Origin of the sequence: Pseudomonas sp. FJ2-5-13 (assembly GCF_029201605.1) — a bacterium.
GTDB classification, from domain to species: domain Bacteria; phylum Pseudomonadota; class Gammaproteobacteria; order Pseudomonadales; family Pseudomonadaceae; genus Aquipseudomonas; species Aquipseudomonas lactis.
The window spans coordinates 210,709-230,197 of sequence record NZ_CP104045.1; the positions used below are offsets into that span (position 1 = coordinate 210,709).

The window sequence follows — 19,489 nt, forward strand, 5'->3', positions numbered from 1 at the left end:
TGTGCCCAGAGAGATTTTTTCAGATAAAAAGTAGGGGGTGAAGGTGGATATTAAAACTTTTTTGAAGAGTAAGAAAGAAGAGCATTTGCTTGATGGCTTGGCTGCTGTAGATGATGTCAGTCTTAATGCAATAAAGGTAGGGCAGAAAAATGCTCCTGATGATTACTTGGAGTTTTTGCAGGAGTTCGGAAGTGGGGAAATTGAAACAGCCGGATTTATGCTTTATAACGGCCTCCTAGAGGCAAGTGATATTTTTGATGATGAGACTGCGGCGCAATTCGAAAGTGTTATGATTTTTGGTGATGATATGCAGGGGCGATGCGTCGGTTTTGATAAAAATGATAAATGGGCTGTAGTGAAAATAGACTCTGCAGATATGAGTGTTAAGAAGTTATGTGAAACATTTTCTTTGTTTGTTTATAGTTTGTTGAGGTGACTCTGGGAGAAAAGGGAAGGAAATGGGAAGGGAAAGTGATTAAGCCTAGATCAAGGTGGCAGGCGTTTTTGTTATTGTTGATTTATCTGTTTTTATTGTTTTTGTTGGTGGGGGTTATCGCAAAGCTCATGGGGGCGCTGGTTAATTATTCAAAGATTGGTGTATGGGACTTTAGTTGGGCTGAAATCGTAGATATGTTACCCGGTGTTTTTGCCTATGCAATACCTACTGGGGTAGGCGTTTGGATACAGTCCTGGTTGAAAAATCGTAAAGAGAGTGGCCAAGGGAATTGAGCGCAAAGCGGGCGACACAAAGGCCGCCCGATTTTCACTCAGGACGGATCGGCATTAAGCCTGCGACTGATGACATCCAGCAAATCACACCCATCGCGCAGCGGAATGGCCAGCAAATGGGCGAAGTCTGAAAGTACTACGGCATCGCTGCTGAGTTGTTCGCGGAAGGCCAGGTTTTCCAGCAGTTGGGTGACGGCCCGAATGCGGTGCACGGCGGCGTCGTGAAGGACGTCGAGAGGTGCCTGGGTGTCGATGATCAGGGCTGGGACGGTGCAGTCGTGGCCGGTTAGGGGAATGTATCGATTCATCATTAAGCTCTCTGGATTATTGAGGGCTCGTTCTTCGGGTCGCCAAACCCGGTCGCTTTTTGAGTGACGGCCGGACTATAAGCCGCACCACCAAGCCCGCGCAAGGCATCAAAATGCCGCCGCTTCGGAGCGTGTACGCAGCTACTAACGTCTTGCCACCCATTGCCGACATACTGCTCACGAACAAACGCACTACGACTATGCAAATCTGAAAGCCTCACCCCAAACATTAAAGGACCAATGTGAAAAACCTCCTCCTCATTCTCTTCACCACCCTCATCCTCGGCGGCTGCGTCAGCCACCCCCTCACTCCCGAAAACCGCGCGCAGATCAAGACCGTCAAAGTCCTGCCCGTGAAGTGGGAAAAGAACATGGTGTACTTCGGCCGCGAACAGGCCTGGGGCGCGGCCCTGGGTGCCGGGGTTGGCGCCGGTGTTGGCATGGCCAGCGGGGCGTCCAAGCTGGGTACTGCGGCGTTGAGCGGTGCCGGGTTTGCCGGCGGCATGAAGCTCGGGCAGTTGGCCGAGATGCCGACGCCGGTGGCTATTCTGACGGTGATGGAGGCGGAAAAACTCGATGTTGGCGTGTTGCTCAAGCAGGGCTTTGTCGATGAGTTGGGCAAGACTTCGACGCTCAAGGTGGTCGGCGATGATGAGCCGGCTGATGCGCAGATTCAGCTGACCGTGTCCGAGTGGGGCTTTCGCCTGACCCAGGGTTTCAGCAGCGTGATTTATCCGACCCTTAACGTGTTAGCTCAGATGGATCGCGGCGATGAGATGATCTGGCGCACCTTTGAAGCGGTCACGCCGTTTAATGGTCAGAACGTTTATGGCTATACACCGTTAACCTACCGCACGGACCCTGAAGCTTTGCGCCGGGCGTTGACCGGGATTACGCAGATTTCTGCGCAGTACCTGGTGAAGGAGCTCAAGTAGGGCTGTGCGAAGGCTGGCTGTTGTTGGTGGGTAGGCTTGGCCTAATACCAGTCAGGGTTAAGCGCAGTTCCCCTGTGGGAGCGGGCTTGCCCGCGAAGGCGGTGTGTCAGTCGCTGCATCTGTTGCTGCACTATCGCTTTCGCAGGCAAGCCAGCCCACATTGGACCTTCGTTGCTTTGGGCATTGCGTTCGTTTAATTGATCGGCATTGGGCTTGCCCGCGAGGGCGGTGTGTCAGTCGCTGCATCTGTTGCTGCACTACCGCTTTCGCAGGCAAGCCAGCTCCCACATTGGACCTTCTTTGCTTCGAGTATTGCGGTCGGCAGTAGGGTAAGCCCCCCATCTCTGGCCGAAACAACTTGAGAACCGCTCTCAACCCCGTAAAATGCCGCAGCCGTTGCATCACCGTCTTTCAGGGAAGAATTCAGGCCAGTGCGTTTTCAGGCTGCCTTTCTCCTTGGAAAACCCAGCAACGCTGATTTCCTCACCCAAGGAGCACCCTGTGAAGACACTGTCCAAAATCCTGCTGTCGGGCCTCACCGCCGCGGCGCTGTTGACCGTGGCCGGTTGCGCCACCGAGAGCAACCGCGCGATGCCGGTGGAGCAAGTCGCCAGCGCCCACGTGGCCTATTCCGGCGTGCGTGTGCCGATTGCCGTGGGTAAGTTCGATAACCGCTCCAGCTACATGCGCGGCATCTTCTCCGATGGTGTCGACCGTCTCGGCGGCCAGGCCAAGACCATCCTTATCACCCACTTGCAGCAGACCAACCGCTTCAGCGTGCTGGACCGCGACAACATGGGCGAGATCTCCCAGGAAGCCAAAATCAAAGGCACCGTGCAGAAGCTCAAGGGCGCTGACTATGTGGTGACCGGCGATGTGACCGAGTTCGGCCGCAAAGAAACCGGCGACCGCCAGCTGTTCGGCATCCTCGGCCGCGGCAAGACCCAAGTGGCCTACGCCAAAGTCGCGTTGAATATCGTCAACATCAACACCTCCGAAGTGGTGTATTCCACCCAGGGTGCCGGTGAGTACGCGCTGTCCAACCGTGAAGTGATCGGCTTCGGCGGCACCGCCAGCTATGACTCCACCCTCAACGGCAAGGTGCTGGACCTGGCCATGCGCGAAGCGATCAACCGCCTGGTCGACGGCATCAACGCCGGCGCCTGGAACCCGCGTAACTGATCAGCCACACCACAAGGAGCAGTACACGGATGAGCAAGGCAGTGAAGTTGGCGCTGACGCTGGCAGCAATCGCAACGGTAACCGGGTGCCAGACGGCGCCCCAGCCCCTGTATCAATGGGAGAGCTACCAGCCGCAGGTTTACGAGTACTTTAAGGGCGAGCCCAAGGAAGCGCAGGTGGAAGCACTGGAGCGCGATCTGCAGAAGATCAACGCCAGTGGCCGCAAGGCGCCGCCGGGTTACCACGCGCACCTGGGCATGCTGTACATGAACATGGGCAAGGATGACCAGATGGTGCAGGAGTTTCGCACCGAGAAGGCGCTATTCCCTGAGTCTGCTGCGTACATGGACTTTCTGTTGAAAAACGCCAAAGCCGGAGTCGCCACTAAATGAGCCTGTTAAAACTCACCGGCGCCTTGCTGGCCCTGGCGTTGCTCGTCGGTTGCGCCGCGCCCAAGACGGTTGATTATTCGGCGTACAAACAGGCGCGGCCCAAGTCGATCCTGGTACTGCCGCCGATCAATGAATCGCCGGAAGTGCAGGCGTCCTACAGCCTGGTGTCGCAAGTCACCTACCCGCTGGCCGAAGCCGGCTACTACGTGTTGCCGATTGCCCTGGTGGACGAAACCTTCCGCCAGAACGGCCTGACCACCGCCAACGATATCCAGGCCGTACAACCGGCCAAGCTGCATGACATCTTTGGTGCGGACGCGGCGCTGTACATCACCATCAGCGAGTACGGCACCCAGTACATGCTGATCTCCAGCGACACCTCGGTGACGGCCTCGGCCAAACTGGTGGACCTGCGCACTGGCACCACCTTGTGGACCGGCTCGGCGCGTGCGTCGAGCGAGGAGGGCAACAACAACGGCGGCGGCCTGGTGGGCATGCTGATCACGGCGGCGGTCAAGCAGGTGATTAACAGCTCTACCGATGCGGCGCACCCGATTGCCGGTATCACCAGTGCACGGTTGCTGTCGGCAGGGCAACGCACCGGCATCTTGTACGGCCCGCGTAACCCCAAGTACGGCACAGACTAAGAGAACACCGCCATTCAACTGTGGGAGCTGGCTTGCCTGCGATAGCGGTGGGCCAGTGCTGGAAAGGCTGCCTGACACACCGCTATCGCAGGCAAGCCAGCTCCCACATTGATCGGGGTGAATTTCCAAGGTTTAACCCGAACCCAACCTTCCTCGCGTCTGACCTTGTGAACGGACTATTCATTCACGAGGTTCAGCCCATGTCCCGCCCTCTGCTCTGCCTGCGTCCCGCTGCCCAAGGCTTCACCGTTACCCTGCTGGTAGCGCTGGCCGGGTGTGGGCTGTCTTCCTCTCCCGAGGTAGCCAAACCCGCACAACCCACCGCCGAGTTGCACAGCGCGCCAGTTGAGGGCGCGATGGCCAAACGCATGGCCATGCCGGCACCGATGGCGGTGCGTGAAATGGCGATGATGAATGACCGCAGCGAACCCCGCGAGCAATACGCCAACCTGCCCGACAACCCCGTGCACCGCGTCGCCGAAACCCCGGTCTCCACCTTCAGCGTGGATGTCGACACGGGCAGCTACGCCAACGTACGGCGCTTCCTCAACCAGGGCCGCCTGCCGCCCGAGGGCGCGGTGCGATTGGAGGAAATGGTCAACTACTTCCCCTACCATTACGCACTGCCCACCGACGGCTCGCCCTTTGGCGTCACCACCGAAGTCGCCGCCACGCCGTGGAACCCGCGCACAAAACTGCTGCGCATTGGCATCAAGGCCTCCGATAAAACCGTGGCCGAACTGGCGCCCGCCAACCTGGTGTTCCTGGTGGATGTGTCCGGCTCCATGGACCGCCGCGAAGGCTTGCCGCTGGTCAAAAGCACGCTGAAGTTACTGGTGGATCAACTGCGTGATCAGGACCGCGTGTCACTGGTGGTCTACGCCGGTGAATCCCGCGTGGTGCTCAAGCCCACCTCGGGCAGTGAAAAAGCCAAGATCCGCAACGCCATCGACCAACTCACTGCTGGCGGCTCCACCGCAGGCGCGTCCGGCATCGAACTGGCCTACCAAATGGCCCGCGAAGGCTTTATCGACCAAGGCATCAACCGCATCCTGCTGGCCACCGACGGCGACTTCAACGTGGGTATCAGCGATTTTGACAGCCTCAAGCAAATGGCCGTGGCCCAACGCAAAAGCGGCGTATCACTGACCACCCTCGGCTTTGGTGTGGACAACTACAACGAGCACCTGATGGAACAACTGGCCGACGCGGGCGACGGCAACTACGCCTACATCGACAACCTGCGCGAAGCGCGCAAGGTGCTGGTAGAGCAACTCAGTTCCACCCTGGCCGTGGTGGCGCGGGATGTGAAACTGCAGGTGGAATTCAACCCGGCCCAGGTCAGCGAATACCGCCTGCTGGGCTATGAAAACCGCGCCTTGAAGCGTGAGGATTTCAACAACGACAAGGTCGATGCCGGCGAGATTGGCGCAGGGCATACGGTGACCGTGCTGTATGAAATCGTGCCCAAGGGCGAGAAGGGCTGGTTGGAACCTCTGCGTTACGCCGCCGCGCCTGCGACCGAAGGCCAATCCGATGAGCTGGCGATGCTGCGGGTGCGCTACAAGCCCGCTGCGGGCGATAACAGCCAGTTGATCGAACGCCCCATCGCCAATCAGGCCACCCCGGCCAGCGACGACCTGCGTTTCGCCGCTGCTGTGGCCGCCTTCGCCCAACAGCTCAAAGGCGATGGCCGTTACACTGGCAGCATGAGTTTGCAAGACACCGCCAAATTGGCACGCTCGGCCCGCGGCGATGACCCCTTCGGGCTGCGCAACGAATTCGTGCAACTGGTGGAATTGGCCCAAAGCCTCAAACCCTGATCTCCACCACAACAACAATCCAATGTGGGGGGCTTTGGTTAAGCGAACGCAATACTCAAAGCAACGCAGATCCCCTGTGGGAGCGGGCTTGCTCGCGAAAGCGGTGGGTCAGTCAACACCAATACTGCTGACCCGGCTTCTTCGCGAGCAAGCCCGCTCCCACACTTAACCCTGCTTCGGCTGACCAAAAGGAGTTCGCCCATTACATGGCCGTTCCAGACGACTCACCCAGCGACGAATCGCTGCTGGCCCGCTACCGAACCGGTGACGCTGCCGCCTTCGAAGCCTTGTACACGCGCCATCGCCAGGGCCTGTACCGCTTCCTCGTGTCCCTGTGCAACAAAGCCGAACTGGCCGAAGAAATCTACCAGGACACCTGGCTCAGCCTGATCCGCAGCACCACCCAGCCACAAGGCCGGGCGAGTTTTCGTACCTGGTTGTTCCAGATCGCCCGCAACCGCCTGATCGACCACTGGCGCAAGCACGGCATCCACAACCCTTTGCACGACAGCTACGATGAACAGCTGCACGCCCAGCCCGACCACAGCGCCGGCCCCGAGCAACAACTGACCCTCAGCCGCGACCAGGCCCGCCTCGACGCCGCCCTGCAAGACCTGCCCGAAGACCAGCGCGAAGTCTTCCTGCTACGCCTGCACGGCGAACTCGAAGTACCGCAAATCGCCACCCTCACCGGCGCCCCGCTGGAAACCGTAAAAAGCCGCCTGCGTTACGCCCAGCAGAAACTGCGCCGCCTGCTGGCCGAGGAGATACTCGCATGAACGACTCCCGACACACCCCTGACGACGAGATGCTCCAGCACTTTCGTCAACACAGCACGGGCGAACCGCCCGCGTCCCTCGACGCCTTCATCCTCAACGCTGCCCGCCGCGAAGCCCCCAAGCCCGCGCCCAACCTGTGGCAGCGTTGGCTGCGTGCATGCCAGCAACCGCGCTGGCAAATGGCATTTGCCAGCCTGGCCGGTGTGGCGTTGCTGGTGGGCGTGATCACGCGCACCCCCGAGTTGGACCCGGTACACAACACACGTCTCGCTGCCCCGGCCGCGTTCTCCGCGCCTGCGCCGATGAGCGCGCCGCCCCGTGCCGAGTCCTACAGTGCCGAAATGAGCAGCGATGCCTTGCCCCAAGGCAAGCTGGCCAAGCGCGCTGCGCCGCAACCTCTTGAGCTTGGCTTGCAGGAAGTAGCGCGCCTGCGCGCGGCAGGGGATGAGGCCGCAGCGACGGCCAAACTTGCCGAGTTGCAAAAGCGCTTCCCTGGGCAAAACCTGGAAGAACGCCTCAAAACCTTGCCGCCGCACTGACCCCGTGGCGATGGTATCGCGCGATACCATCGCCGGCTTGGCGGCAACGGGTCATAAGCATATGAATTTATAGTCAGTAGCGGGGTGTGTAATTACTGCTAGTTTGCGTGGAGAGCTGCTGCCTCATACAAGGAGTTCCCATGTTTACAGCAGCATTGATCTACATCCTGGCGGTGATAAGCCCGGGCCCCAACTTCATCATTGTCAGCCGCTTCGCCTCGCTGGGCTCGGTGTCGACCGGCATAGGCGCGACCCTGGGCATCTGCACGGTCGGTGTGTTTTTCTCGACGATTTCGTTGCTGGGCCTGGCGGCTTTGTTGCACCAGTACCCGGCGTTTTCCAAAGTCGCCACGTTATGCGGTTCGGCGTACCTGCTGTACATCGCGTACAGCATCATCAAAAGCGTGCTGGCCAAGAACACCGGCACGGCCGAAAGCACCGCACCGGGCGCGACCAGCTTCGCCAAGGCCTACCGCGTGGGGGTGATCACCAATATCAGCAACATGAAAACCATCGCTTTCATGATCAGTATCTATGCCGGCTTTCTCTCGGTGCCGCGCTCGGAGATCGACAAAGTGCTGGTGGTGATGCTGTGCTCGACCCTGGAAGTCATCTGGTATTCAGTGGTGGCGCTGCTGTTCGGCCAAGGTCCGATCAAGGCGCTGTTCCTCAAGTACACCCGGCAGATCGACGTCGGGCTGGCCGTATTTCTGGTGGCGTTCTCACTGAACAACGCCATTCCTGTGCTGATCGCCAGTCGATGAGGTTGGGCTATGGAATATATGACTTAAGGATGCGTTTTAAGCCTCGCCGTGAGCCCGGTACCACGCGACCGTGTCCGCTAGCGTCTGCTCCAACCCGCGAAAACTCAGCCCCAGTTCCTCTTCACTTTTGCGATGGTCAAAGCGGGTACGGTGCTCCTCGCGTATCAACAGCCGTAACGTTGCCATGCTCAGCAAGATAGGCTTGCCGGTCAGGTAGGCGTAGGCCTCTTGCACCGCTGCCAACAGATACAGCGCGGGCAGCGGCAGTTGGCGCGAGGGCACCTTGACCCCGGCAATACGCCCCAGCACGGGCATCAGCTGGCGCATGGTCAAGTTGCGACCGGCCGCGAGATAACGCTCGCCCCGTCGCCCGCTTTGGGCGGCAGCAATGTGCGCCCAGGCCACATCGCGGGCATCGACCAGCGAAAAGGTGCCCGGAATCAGCCCCGGCAACTTGCCGTTGATAACGTCCCTCACCAACTGCCCCGACGACGTCGGCCCACGGTCACCCGGCCCCCACATCCAACCGGGCAACACCATGCAAGCGTGCATCTGCGGGTGGCTTTCAAGAAACCTTAACACCTCCCGCTCAGCCAGGATCTTGCTGCGGTAGTAGTCATCCGCATCGGCTTCGGCCCGCAGGCATGTCTCGTCGATCGGCGTACCGGGGGCACCGTCGAGCACGGCAATCGACGAGGTATGCACAAACCGTCGCACACCGGCGTCATACGCCTGTTGCAGCAGGGCTCGCGTACCGGCGACATTGATCTTTTCCAGCTCCTCCCAATGGCTGCCGCCCTTGTAGTTATCCCGAAAAAACGCCGCGCAGTGAAACACCGTATCGCAGCCTTGCAACGCCGCCGCGAAGGCATCCACATCAGCCATGTCCCCCACCACCTGCTCCACACCCGGCACATCGCCGAACTGCTGCGCACCCTTGGCCGCCGAGCGCACCAGCGCCTTCACCGCATAACCCCGTGCGACCAACTCCCGTACCAGGTTATTGCCCAGCAAGCCGGTGGCACCGGTCACAAAGGTGCTGCGCAAGCGATTGGGGTTCGTGTTCATACAGGCCATTCCATTTGTTGAGAAGGCCAGTAGATATACCGGTCAGCCCGCGCCGTAAAAACAGCGCCTGCGGCATAATGGCTTTGCACATCTGCACACCAGGGAAGCGCGGAGATATGGCATTGCAGGCAAATTGGGACGATCTTCGACTGCTGCTGGCAGTCTCACGGCGCGGCAGCTTTTTACAGGCAGGCCAATTACTGGGTATCGCGGCCTCTACCGTCTCCCGCCGCCTCACCCAACTGGAAACCGCCCTGGGCGAACCACTGGTGGAACGCGGCGTGGAAGGCTGCCGGCTCACCTCCCGGGGCCAAGCCCTGGTGGACGTCGCCCTGGCAGCCGAATCCGGCCTGCGCCGCCAGGCCCCCGTCGACGGCGCGCCCGCAACCCTCAGCGGCACCGTGCTGGTGAGCGCCGGCGAAGGCTTCTCTGCCAGCGTGCTCGAAGCCGCCAGCCGCTTCACAGCGCAGCACCCAGGCTGCTCCGTAGAACTGCAGGTCACCACCGACTTTCACAAAATCGTACGAGGCGTGGCCGACATTGCCATACGCACCGTACACCTGGGCGAACCTTCCCTGATCTACCGAGGGCTCGGCAAACTCGCTTACGGCGTGTTCGCAACCGCTGAATACCTGCAACGATTTCCCGCGCTAACTCCCGCCACTGCCGCCAGTATCGCCTTGCTGCCACCGCTGGACCTGCTACCGCAAATGCGCGCCGCGAAAGCTGCCGGGCTGGACCATGCGCCGATTAGGGTGAGTTCGTTTGCGGTGCAGCTTGAATCGGTGAGGCGGGGAATGGGGGTGGCGGTGTTGCCGCGTATTTTGGCTACGGGGTTGAGTGAGGTATTTCAGGAGATAGAACTGCCGGCGATGGAGGTTTATTTGGTAACTCGGCCGCAGGCGTTGAAGCAGGGGCATACTCAGGGGTTTTTTGGGGTTTTGGAGGGGGTGTTGCGGGATGAAATTTATAGCCTGGATAAGCAGCATTTCAGGAATTCATCGAGTCCTGCGTAAGGCCCAACCCACCGGGATGTAGAGGCTCTGCCGCTCGTAGCAATATCGAGTCGCGCGTGTAACTCGCCTACAAAAAAGCCCTAGATCTCTCGACCTGAGGCTTTTTCGGTTCATATCTGGTGCCCCGGCGTCGTTTGAACTGGTCAGCAAAAGGCCCGCATTCATTGGGTGTGCTTGGTGGTTCTTCGGTTAGGCATACACGTGGGCATACACGGCGCTTCCTTCTGCCCTCTTTTTCGAGGTATCCCCGTAGGGTAAAGCAACACCAAATGTTGGCTGATGTGTTGCCATCCAGCAGAGTAGTTACTTTTTGGTTCGACCTTCTGCCGCCAGTGAGGCGAGCCCAAGGGTGATGAATCCTGCATTTCCATCCAGGGTATCCAGTGCCCCTCGAATGTTCTGTGCCACTTCTGTAGATCCTCTTTGCTCAACCCAGTTTGACAGCTCCTCGATAGCTGCCCCCAGCGCCAGCTGGTTTTCATTCATGCGCTTAAGCAATGATGCGAGCAATGAGACATCTTCCATGAGTGTTCTCCAAGGGATGGGATCGTTTGAACTTGGCTCAGAATCATCAGCAATGATTGGCTTACGTCAGGTTCTGGAGATGGGAATACAGCAGGGGGATACACGCCGAAATACCTGCGGTAACGCATCCCCGAACTGTATTACTCAATCACTATTTTCTGAGCTTGTCGTACTCATCGTCCCCAATCACTGGCGCTGTCGGTGATTCGGATTTGATTAGGCTGACAGAGTCTTCGCAGTCAACGAGGTTGTTATATCCCTCGGAGCTTACGGCGATGATCTTTCCGTTCTTAGCTGTGAACCTCCACCGCCACTCGCCAGCCGTGTCTTTATAAATCTTGAAGTACGATACGCGACTCATGATCCTTTCCTTCTTCTATAGGTGAAAGCGAGCACTGATCCAGTGTTTGTATTAGCACTCCCTCATTAGCGTCCGTGCAGTTCCCACAGCAAAAGGGATACGCTCAACGGCGCCGATTCGACACTACCGGTTCCCTTGCCCACATGTCCATGAACCGAACGAGGATGACGGTAGAGATGGGGCGAGTGGAGCGCTGCCCTGAAACGACGAAAACTGCTGGGGCCCCTGGCTATTTGTGCGTCACACGGGGCATGAAACCCGCGGGATCGAGTTAGTGGGAGGCGTTGGAAGTTACTGAAATTTCAATCATTGAAATTGAAAGGATCTTGAAAAAAAGGGCCATCTTTACAGCATCGGTAAAGGTGGCTGTATCTGTTGCTGATAGTGAATACCTGCGCGGCGTTAACCATGGTGATAGGCGTCAACCACGTCAACCTGTTAACCGACGTAGGAAAGACTGCTGCTAGCACGATCCCGCGGGTTCTATGCCCCCTCCCTTCAAGAATGCTTCAGGAGCCCCACTATCGAACCAAAGCCAAGATCATGATCCATCTCTCTTCGCTGGAGGAGCATTACTAATGGGGCTAGGGGGGATACCCTAATAAACCGTGTTACGCGCGTTACGCGTGTTACATTTTCATTTAACTATATGATTTTAAATGATTTATACGGTGTTACACAGGCGTCATTGGTTTGCCGATATGCGTGTTACATGGCAAATAGGGTGTTACATCAATGAGTGTTCTAGGAGGAGCGGTTTGTGATGGCTAAGGCAGGTGTCATCGAGCGAGGGTCTTTCGTTTGGAGAGGCCGTTAACCGGCCAAAAACAGCCATGCTACTCTAACCATGATCATGCTATTCCGCGGAGGCGATCAGCGGTGAAAGCCTGTAATGCATGCCTCATGATCAGAGTTCTATGCTTAAGATCAGAGAGGTGCTCACGGCGAATCGCTATCCGAATCGTAATATCCCCTCTCAGCTCCCCGTGACCGAGGGCAGCTTTTCCTGGCGACGCCGTGATTTTTTACGATGTTTTTATTCCATAAATGGGCCGTCAATTAGACTTTCCCCGGTCATGAATCGATTGGGATGAAGGAGCTCCATTTTTTGAGGTGAAGTATGCGGGTTACAGCCTCCCATATCGTCAACTGGGCAAATACTCAGGCCAAGGAAGCGCAAACCGATCTGCCGCGCTGGGTGAGGCGGCTTTGCTTCGAACCCGAAACGACCCGCCAACTTTCATTCCCTGCGGGTGACTCCACTTATGTACCTGGCTGGGACGGTACTCTTTTCAGTGAAAGGGGGAATGCCTGGGTGCCGTCAGGAGCGTCCCGCTGGGAAATCGGATGCGATCAAAATGTGCTTGGCAAAGCTAACGGCGACTACCAAAAACGAACAGAACAAATAAGCGAGGCTGAACGCTCAGCATGCACCTTTGTCTTTGTCACTCCTCGGCGCTGGGCGAAGAAACTCGACTGGGTAGCGGAACAGTGCAAAAAAGACGAATGGGCGGGTGTCCGGGCCTATGATGCAGACGACCTGGAGCAGTGGCTCGAGCAAAAGCCGGCAGTGGCTTTGCAGTTTGCCGAAGAGCTGGGTTTAAGTGGCTGGGGTGTTGTAAGCCTATCCCGTTACTGGGATTCGTGGGCACGGCAATGCAGACCGCCCATCACTCCCGAAGCCCTATTCATGGACCGCACACAAGTGTTTGAAGCTCTGGGAGAAAAAATCCAGACGACAAATACCTCGTCGAACTCGATTTATCCGTTGGTTGTACGTGCTGACAGCGTGGAAGAAGCCGTAGCCTTTACGGTGGCGACGGTAATGGCCTACCGTGACCTGCAAGACCATGCCATGGTCGTGACCGAGCCTCAGGGATGGCGCTATGTGGAAGCGAATCCGCAACTGCGGATTGCCATCGCGGTAAGAACTGAAACAGCCCTTAATCCGATATTGCGCGAAAAATTACGTGTGATTGTGCCCCACGCCACAGGTGATTTGGTCGGTAAACCCGAGGGTGATGAACTGGTATTGGAGCGACCGAACATATACGAGTTCGAGAAAGCCCTCATTGCTATCGGTATGGAAGAGTCCGATGCCAAACGTTATGCCCTAAGCACTGGACGCTCTTGGACCGTACTTCGCCGGCAAAGAGCCTTAAATCCTGCTATCCAGCAGCCCCCTTGGTTGCTTACCCCACAATCAGCCAGCCTGCCTCTGCTTTGTCTGCTTGGAGCTTGGTATGCAGACACTGCTGCGGATCGACAAGTAGTCGAGCGGCTGGCTGCTCGACCCTATGAAGAAATCGAGCGCGATTTACGCCAGCTAGCCCAACTTGATGATGCCCCAGTGCTGAATATCGGCGCGGTATGGAAAGCTAAATCGCCATTGGAGCTGCTGGACCAATGTGGAAACCGAATCACCAGCGGCCAACTGGATCGTTTTTTTGCCATAGCTCGGGAGATGCTTTCAACACCTGATCCTCAGCTGGAATTACCGGAAGACGATCGGTGGATGGCACAAGTCCATGGCAAGGTTCATCCCCATTCGGGACTGTTGTTTGAGTCGATCTGCGACTCACTTATGAAACTGGCTGTGCGTGGCTCAGAACAAGTGGGACTCAAAGCACTAGACATAGAAGAGCGCGTATCAAGGTTGATCCATGAGTTGCTCGATAAGGCAGATGGCCAACGCTGGCTTTCGTTGGCGTCTTATTTGCCCACCCTAGCAGAGGCCGCGCCAGATGAATTTCTCCGTGTCGTACAGAGCAGTTTACGGATGCCGGATGCACCGGTGACAAGGCTTATTTCCGAAAGCAGTGATTCTGGTTTTGGGGGACGCTGCTGGCACTCCGGCTTGCTTTGGGCATTGGAGACCCTCAGTTGGGCTCCGCGACGTTTGGCCCCAGCGGCCCTCATCCTAGCCCAGCTCAGCCATATTCCCATGAGAGGGAACTGGGGCAATAAGCCTAGCGGGAGTTTGTTCGGCCTTTTTCGCTCCTGGCTGCCACAGACCGCAGCTAGTTTGCCGGAGCGTATCAAAGTGCTCAACTTACTGATTGATAGGGATGCTGAAGCCGCTTTTCGTGTGTTGAGACAGATTGCAGCAGGCGGCCAACAGGCGGCCTTCCCTGCCCACCGACCAAAGTGGCGTGAAGACGATGCTGGGGCCGGCCGTGGCGTTACCTACGATGAAATGCATGAAATGTTGGATTTCGTCAGGGTAAAGCTACTCCAACTGAGTGAAGGCAACGCTACTCGCATCGTCTCTTTGCTGCAAAAAACCACACTTAGAGATATAGAGGAGCTACCCAGGGTGCTGGTACTGATTGAGCCCTTCACCCTGCCAACTGCGAAAGATGAAGATCGGGAAATAATTCGAATTGCGCTACGACAGATTATTCATTGGCATCGTAATTACGGCGATGCACCAGCTAACGAGCTGAATGAGCGGTTGTCGCCCGCAGAGGCATCCTACGAGCTGCTTGCCCCACAGGGCTTAGTCACTCGCCATCGCTGGCTTTTCGACAGCCATTGGCTAGAGCTACCTAGCCGAGATCGTAATGACGACTCTTTGGAGCGCGGTAATGCCATAACTCAAAGGAGAATTTCGGCATTGACCGAAATTTATCAAGCTCAATGCATGGTCGGCATTGAGAACCTAATCAGGGTATGCGCTGAGCCCAGTACTGTCGGTGCCACACTGGCCCAGGTTGTCTGGGACGATATTTCCTGGCCCGAGTGGATTACCACAAAGGGCGGGGACTTCTCTGCTGGTATGCCTATGTGTTTGTGTATTGCGGGGTTCCTTCAGACACTCCCTTCACCAGTTTCGTACGGGCTGCTTCAAGCGGTTATTGGGATAAGTAAACAGGACGCAGGACGACCTGAAAAGCTGGCACGGGCCTTGGCTTTGGCGACACCAAATCAAGAGATCTGGCAGTTGGTCGAGGCATGTGGCCCGGAAGTTTCTGCGGCTTATTGGCAGGGCGTGCGACTGTATAACCGAGGTGACGACAAGGATCTGGAGTTTGTATTGGCGCGTCTCTTGGTGGCTAAACGACCACTAAGCGCGCTTCAATACTGCCGATACTCTCTCGAACAAACCAACCCTACCCAGCTTTTTTCAACCCTTCAGCAGCTACTACATGGAGAGGTGGAAGAGGGCTTGCAATTGGAGTCTTGGCACCTAGAGAAAATGTTAAGACGGCTGGAGGAGTCTGGTGAAATTGACAGGATGGCACTAATACAGCTTGAGTTTGGGTTGTTTCCGCTCCTCCGATACGGGCGAGAAGTAAAGGCCAATGCTTTGTACGAAGGAGTCATGTCAGAGCCAGAGCTCTTCAAAGAGTTAATTTGTTTATTGTACAAGCCAGAGCATGGAGATAGAGAAGAGCCGACTGAAGCGTCTAAAGCGGCTGCAGAACGTGCATGGGGCATCCTGCACTCTTGCGAGCGCCTACCAGGGATTCAACCGGATAAAAGTATTAATGGTGATATTTTTTACAAGTTTATCAAAGAAACACGTGACTTGTGCGGTCTTGCTGATCGACCAACCATGTGTGATCAAACTCTGGGACAAATCCTTGCTCATGCCCCCGCAGATGAAGATGGTACTTGGCCTTTTGCTCCCGTAAGAGAGCTGCTCGATAGCCCCGATCTAGAGGAAATGAGGAGCGGATTCTGCATTGGCACCTGGAATAAGCGGGGAGCGACCAGCCGATCACCCTGGGATGGGGGCGAACAAGAGCGGACATTGGCAACGTACTTCCGTGATCAGGCGAGGCGAGTTCAATACTCTCATCCGGTTGTAGCAACAATGTTGGAGGGAATTGCTAAAAGCTACGAGCGCCATGGAAAGCGCGAAGATATAGACGCCAATCTCAGAAAGGAGAGCTTCTAGCAGAACTTTCGACGGAAGCCATGGGCCAAAAGCAGCCACCTGTAGCGGGCTACTTTTGATCCGTAGCTTCCCTATTTCGGAATACCTAAAGAAACACGGGTCTTCAAAAACGGGCAATCTATATTTGTCTGCTAATAAGTTCAGAAATATTGATGCTGAAATTCATCAGGTGACATCGCTCGTAAAGCTACATGGCTTGTCCAAATGTGCGTTGGCCATTGCTTCTTACGTGATGCGTAGTTTTCTTTAAGGGTTTTGGCTACATCAATTATTGTGCAATCAGTTAAGCCAAGCCCCATTCTGATATTGTCTTGGTATTGTCTACATAAGTCAGGTAGCGAACTTAGCTCTTCATGAATTGGCCTTGAAGAACCATTAGGGATTATTGAGAAAGGGTTGTTCTCTAAAAAAGCACCTTCAACCATTGCTCTAAATTTTTGAGCTACTTCACGTTGTAGTACATGGTTTTTTATGTCTACTATATGGTTGGCCACCTCATAAAGAACGCTTAACGGACAGAATATATCGTAGCCAGCAGTGATCGCTTGCTCGAAAATTCTCATGGCCTCTAAGCTTTTCTCTTCAGTTGAATCCATTGGTACTGCAAAAAGTTCGAGCAGATAACTAGTGTCTAGAATTATTATCTTAGCCATCATTTATCCCTTCAGGCTATTTAGCCATTCCATTGCTTTAGCTTTTTTTACTTCCTCAAACTGGGGCTGTAGATGCTTTTCAAAGACAGATTTAGTAATTAGGTCGCCTAAGCTTGCCTTTGATTCCAATAAATAGTCTACCTTGGGGATGTCAAGCAGTTTAGTTAATACAGATGACTGGTCAGCAGGGCTCCAGTGACATACGTGCACATCCTTCAACCATTCCCCATCTAATGAGTTTAAACTAGCAGGGTTGTGTGTGGAAAGGAGTACGTTTAGTTTGCGTCGGTGCACTATCTCCATAATCGCTTTGATTAACACTTCGGCGCGACTTGGATGCAATCCGTTGTCAAACTCTTCAATAACCACCCTGGATCCGCTATCAATTGACTCAAGTGCCGTAATTACTGCGATAATCCGAAGCGTACCATCGGACATTAAGCGTGCATCAATCAATCGATCGTTTACGATAATTCCAAATAGAACATCCATCTGAAGAGTTGGAATAAAGTCGAACTTCAAAAATGGCTCTTCTGGTATTTGTCTCACCACATCTAGAATGCGGTCAATAGGGTGGATTTCGTCTTCTTTTTTTATGGGTTTTGTTTTGCTTAGTGCGGAAGTTAGCGGGTAATCTTTTCTTATTTGCAACCCCTGAAGAACTGCCGACAAGTTTGAGGCGTCTTTCAGTAAGGTGTTTTGACCCGATCTTACGTAGTCACGCATTAATTTTGGATTGGGGTCGAAAATGAAAGAGGACTGCATGTAGCTACTTATAACTGCGACTAGCTTAATGGCCTTTAATTTTTTATCAGGGTCTCCTGCGCCGTTACTCTCGGTAAGGTCTGTATATCGAGATATTACAGACTTGTCGCCGTAAAGATTTTTTTTAGGTTTAATTCCGCCTTTAGCAAAATTGTCGAATAACACACTTAGCATGCCATCTGAGCTTTCTGCTTCCGCTGCGAAAATTTTTCTCTTTCCGACGATTAAGTATTCAGCAACAACCCGTGGGAATGGATCGACAGAAACAGTGATTCGATAGTCAAATCTTTCACTTGTCCCTAGAAAACCGATTCTGCCGTCAAAGCCGAGGGAGAATGTGTTCTCCCCGAATTTGACGCAATTATGTATGCCTCCGCGAATAAAACTCGAACCAGAGAAGTTATTTTTATTATCAGCCATTTCATGCAGAGGCTTGCCCTCTGCAAGAGATGCCAATAATTCTACACCTTCAATAAGGTTTGATTTGCCACTGCCATTTTTGCCTATCAATAGCGTAAGATTTGAATACAGATTGATAGAGGCTTTAGTGTAGTTTTTGAAGTTTATAAAATAATGCATCCCATGCGCTTCCTGATCACAGTCTTTGAGAATGTACGAGACTTCAGGATTTTTGTCGATGGCCATTTGTTATCACCTTGTTGATTACCTTTAGGCCCTCAAAATCTGCAAACGTTCTGTTAGTTATTGCGCCGCGTTTTTTTCATCCAAATCAGGGGATTTTCACTAGCGAGGAAAGGGCGGGCCAGTGCCATTTCTGCACCCCTGTGGTCATACTCCTGCGGTGCCGACAGGCAGCTCTTGGCCGAAAGCGGCAATAGTCCCAGGGCGCAATAGACCAAAAGGTCTGAAGCCTTGTTTGTAATGGGAGGGTTTAGCGAAGCGGCAGTTGCTTAAGCTTCCTCATCATTCCCCCTTTCTTTTGAGCTGAAGGTCAATGAAATCAAGCTCTGCCTTGATAGCATCAATCGTGAGCGTCTCAACTTTAGTGTATTTTTTTTCCTTCGCGTTGAGCTTTTTTACTCCAGCCATACCAACAATTATTCCGTTCAAATGCAGCTTTCGGGCCTTCAGGTAGTCAGGCATCTGTACGCTATTCTGTGGTGGGTTGTTCATGGTTGTACCGATGGTAGGCCCGAAACAGCTTGCCTTTCTCAGGCTGCTTCGGGAAAGGTTTGGATTAGGCTGCCAGTAGGTCAATCAGGCTGTGTTGGCGCGAGCGATCTGCGAGTTCTTGCCAGGTCCAGCTTCCAAAGCGCTCGCCCAGTTCAGGGATATCCAGCTTCATCAGTGCTACCGGGTCACGACTAATCAGGTTGCGTGCGGCCCACAGCTTGCCGCCGGTCTCCAGCAGTGTTTTGGCGGCCTCATTCCACTGTTCTTCCAGCACAGTGTTCGCCAGGTGAGCCGCTTTGTTCTCGATCTCGGTGCGTTCCTTTTGTGCCTCTGTGATATGCAGATCAATCGTCACCAACTCCTGCTCCAGTGCGGTGATGAGCAGTTGTTGGCGGCGGTGATGCTCAACCGCAGTCGTGAGATTTTTTGCAGCCTTCTGGGCTTCCGCATTAGCGGCTTTCTCACCTTCCACATCGCCCCAGGCAACAGCCTGCGCATAAGCGGTGGCTGCGTCCGTTTCAGCTTGTCTAGCTTTTGCCATGTCTTCCTGGTCGCACTGGCGTACCTGCTGCAACCGGGTCTCGATGCTGCTGCGCTTTTCGTTGAGTTCTATCTCGTCGGCTCTCCGGTCCGCCATATCGCTGAGATAGCCCGCGACCAAGCTCTCGCGATTCGCCAATGTCTCAAGGCGATCAATCTTCTGGTTCAGTGTGCTGATCTCGAGGTTTCGCGAGTCGATGCGTCTTTTGTGATCGTTGATTTCATCCTGCACGGCCCGTTGACGGCCTTGCTGAATAACCTCTGGGCTTTCCAGCGCTTCTTCGAAGGGCGCCATGTCGCGCTGAATGCTCTCCATTTCGAGGGTGAGTGTGTCGCGGCGGTCTTTCAGTTCTTGGATAGTGTTCATCTGTCTTGTCTCTGGGTACTGCGGTTGATAGGCATGGTTGTCGAGCGGCTGGCGAGGCC

At 55.1% G+C, this 19,489-nt stretch carries 20 protein-coding genes; 12 read left to right on the forward strand and 8 right to left on the reverse strand.

Translation table 11 applies throughout. From position 1 onward, the window contains the following. Window positions 1–43 precede the first annotated feature (43 nt). Complete coding sequence (locus N2A98_RS00860; protein WP_106117644.1) at window positions 44–436, forward strand: SMI1/KNR4 family protein; 393 nt, start codon at window positions 44–46, stop codon at window positions 434–436. Then, a complete protein-coding gene (locus N2A98_RS00865; protein ID WP_146135763.1) occupies window positions 433–729 on the forward strand; it encodes a hypothetical protein in 297 nt (98 codons plus the stop codon). Before N2A98_RS00860 ends, N2A98_RS00865 begins: the two co-directional genes overlap by 4 nt. A gap of 38 nt (window positions 730–767) precedes the next feature. Here the strand turns inward: N2A98_RS00865 and N2A98_RS00870 are convergent, their stop codons facing one another. Then, window positions 768–1,025 (reverse strand): hypothetical protein, encoded by a 258-nt coding sequence (locus N2A98_RS00870; protein WP_005783616.1) that lies wholly within the window; start codon window positions 1,023–1,025, stop codon window positions 768–770. Window positions 1,026–1,279: 254 nt separating this feature from the next. Between N2A98_RS00870 and N2A98_RS00875 the strand changes: the two genes are divergently transcribed. The 8 genes from N2A98_RS00875 (at window position 1,280) to N2A98_RS00910 (ending at window position 8,098) form a co-directional block, all read left to right on the forward strand. Then, complete coding sequence (locus tag N2A98_RS00875; protein WP_098949882.1) at window positions 1,280–1,972, forward strand: hypothetical protein; 693 nt, start codon at window positions 1,280–1,282, stop codon at window positions 1,970–1,972. A gap of 501 nt (window positions 1,973–2,473) precedes the next feature. Next, a complete protein-coding gene (locus N2A98_RS00880; protein WP_005783620.1) occupies window positions 2,474–3,154 on the forward strand; it encodes a CsgG/HfaB family protein in 681 nt (226 codons plus the stop codon). Window positions 3,155–3,183: 29 nt separating this feature from the next. Further along, entirely contained in the window at window positions 3,184–3,546 is a 363-nt protein-coding gene (locus N2A98_RS00885; protein WP_032878483.1) for a DUF4810 domain-containing protein, read from the forward strand. Continuing rightward, the gene (locus N2A98_RS00890; RefSeq protein WP_275622891.1) at window positions 3,543–4,193 is read left to right on the forward strand and encodes a DUF799 domain-containing protein; all 651 of its coding nucleotides are present in this window, start codon (window positions 3,543–3,545) and stop codon (window positions 4,191–4,193) included. Before N2A98_RS00885 ends, N2A98_RS00890 begins: the two co-directional genes overlap by 4 nt. A 200-nt stretch (window positions 4,194–4,393) precedes the next feature. After that, window positions 4,394–6,016 (forward strand): VWA domain-containing protein, encoded by a 1,623-nt coding sequence (locus tag N2A98_RS00895; protein WP_275622892.1) that lies wholly within the window; start codon window positions 4,394–4,396, stop codon window positions 6,014–6,016. Between the two features lie 206 nt (window positions 6,017–6,222). Next, a complete protein-coding gene (locus N2A98_RS00900; RefSeq protein ID WP_275622893.1) occupies window positions 6,223–6,795 on the forward strand; it encodes an RNA polymerase sigma factor in 573 nt (190 codons plus the stop codon). Beyond that, window positions 6,792–7,334 carry a hypothetical protein gene (locus tag N2A98_RS00905; RefSeq protein WP_169856408.1) on the forward strand — a complete coding sequence of 181 codons (543 nt, stop codon included), beginning with the start codon at window positions 6,792–6,794 and terminating at the stop codon, window positions 7,332–7,334. Before N2A98_RS00900 ends, N2A98_RS00905 begins: the two co-directional genes overlap by 4 nt. Before the next feature lie 140 nt (window positions 7,335–7,474). Continuing rightward, window positions 7,475–8,098, forward strand: coding sequence for a LysE family translocator (locus N2A98_RS00910; protein WP_034134590.1), 624 nt, complete (start codon window positions 7,475–7,477; stop codon window positions 8,096–8,098). Window positions 8,099–8,134: 36 nt separating this feature from the next. Here the strand turns inward: N2A98_RS00910 and N2A98_RS00915 are convergent, their stop codons facing one another. Next, window positions 8,135–9,166 carry an SDR family oxidoreductase gene (locus tag N2A98_RS00915; RefSeq protein WP_275622894.1) on the reverse strand — a complete coding sequence of 344 codons (1,032 nt, stop codon included), beginning with the start codon at window positions 9,164–9,166 and terminating at the stop codon, window positions 8,135–8,137. Between the two features lie 116 nt (window positions 9,167–9,282). Between N2A98_RS00915 and N2A98_RS00920 the strand changes: the two genes are divergently transcribed. Next, window positions 9,283–10,182 carry a LysR family transcriptional regulator gene (locus N2A98_RS00920; RefSeq protein ID WP_275622895.1) on the forward strand — a complete coding sequence of 300 codons (900 nt, stop codon included), beginning with the start codon at window positions 9,283–9,285 and terminating at the stop codon, window positions 10,180–10,182. A gap of 303 nt (window positions 10,183–10,485) precedes the next feature. Here the strand turns inward: N2A98_RS00920 and N2A98_RS00925 are convergent, their stop codons facing one another. Further along, window positions 10,486–10,707 carry a hypothetical protein gene (locus N2A98_RS00925; protein ID WP_248090709.1) on the reverse strand — a complete coding sequence of 74 codons (222 nt, stop codon included), beginning with the start codon at window positions 10,705–10,707 and terminating at the stop codon, window positions 10,486–10,488. A gap of 151 nt (window positions 10,708–10,858) precedes the next feature. Beyond that, the gene (locus N2A98_RS00930) at window positions 10,859–11,068 is read right to left on the reverse strand and encodes a DUF1508 domain-containing protein (RefSeq protein WP_056847258.1); all 210 of its coding nucleotides are present in this window, start codon (window positions 11,066–11,068) and stop codon (window positions 10,859–10,861) included. Between the two features lie 1,120 nt (window positions 11,069–12,188). Between N2A98_RS00930 and N2A98_RS00935 the strand changes: the two genes are divergently transcribed. Continuing rightward, complete coding sequence (locus N2A98_RS00935; protein WP_275622896.1) at window positions 12,189–15,971, forward strand: hypothetical protein; 3,783 nt, start codon at window positions 12,189–12,191, stop codon at window positions 15,969–15,971. A 140-nt stretch (window positions 15,972–16,111) separates the two neighbouring features. On the opposite strand, the gene N2A98_RS00940 is transcribed toward N2A98_RS00935, so the two are convergent. The 4 genes from N2A98_RS00940 to N2A98_RS00955 all read right to left on the reverse strand — a co-directional run bounded on the left by N2A98_RS00940 (window position 16,112) and on the right by N2A98_RS00955 (window position 19,430). Further along, window positions 16,112–16,624 (reverse strand): PIN domain-containing protein, encoded by a 513-nt coding sequence (locus tag N2A98_RS00940; protein ID WP_275622897.1) that lies wholly within the window; start codon window positions 16,622–16,624, stop codon window positions 16,112–16,114. Between the two features lie 3 nt (window positions 16,625–16,627). Continuing rightward, window positions 16,628–18,034: an ATP-binding protein gene (locus N2A98_RS00945; RefSeq protein ID WP_275622898.1), complete on the reverse strand. Its 1,407-nt coding sequence runs from the start codon at window positions 18,032–18,034 to the stop codon at window positions 16,628–16,630. Window positions 18,035–18,313: 279 nt separating this feature from the next. Beyond that, window positions 18,314–18,493 carry a hypothetical protein gene (locus tag N2A98_RS00950; RefSeq protein ID WP_275622899.1) on the reverse strand — a complete coding sequence of 60 codons (180 nt, stop codon included), beginning with the start codon at window positions 18,491–18,493 and terminating at the stop codon, window positions 18,314–18,316. A 94-nt stretch (window positions 18,494–18,587) separates the two neighbouring features. Further along, entirely contained in the window at window positions 18,588–19,430 is an 843-nt protein-coding gene (locus tag N2A98_RS00955) for a chromosome segregation protein SMC (protein WP_275622900.1), read from the reverse strand. Between the last annotated feature and the right edge of the window lie 59 nt (window positions 19,431–19,489).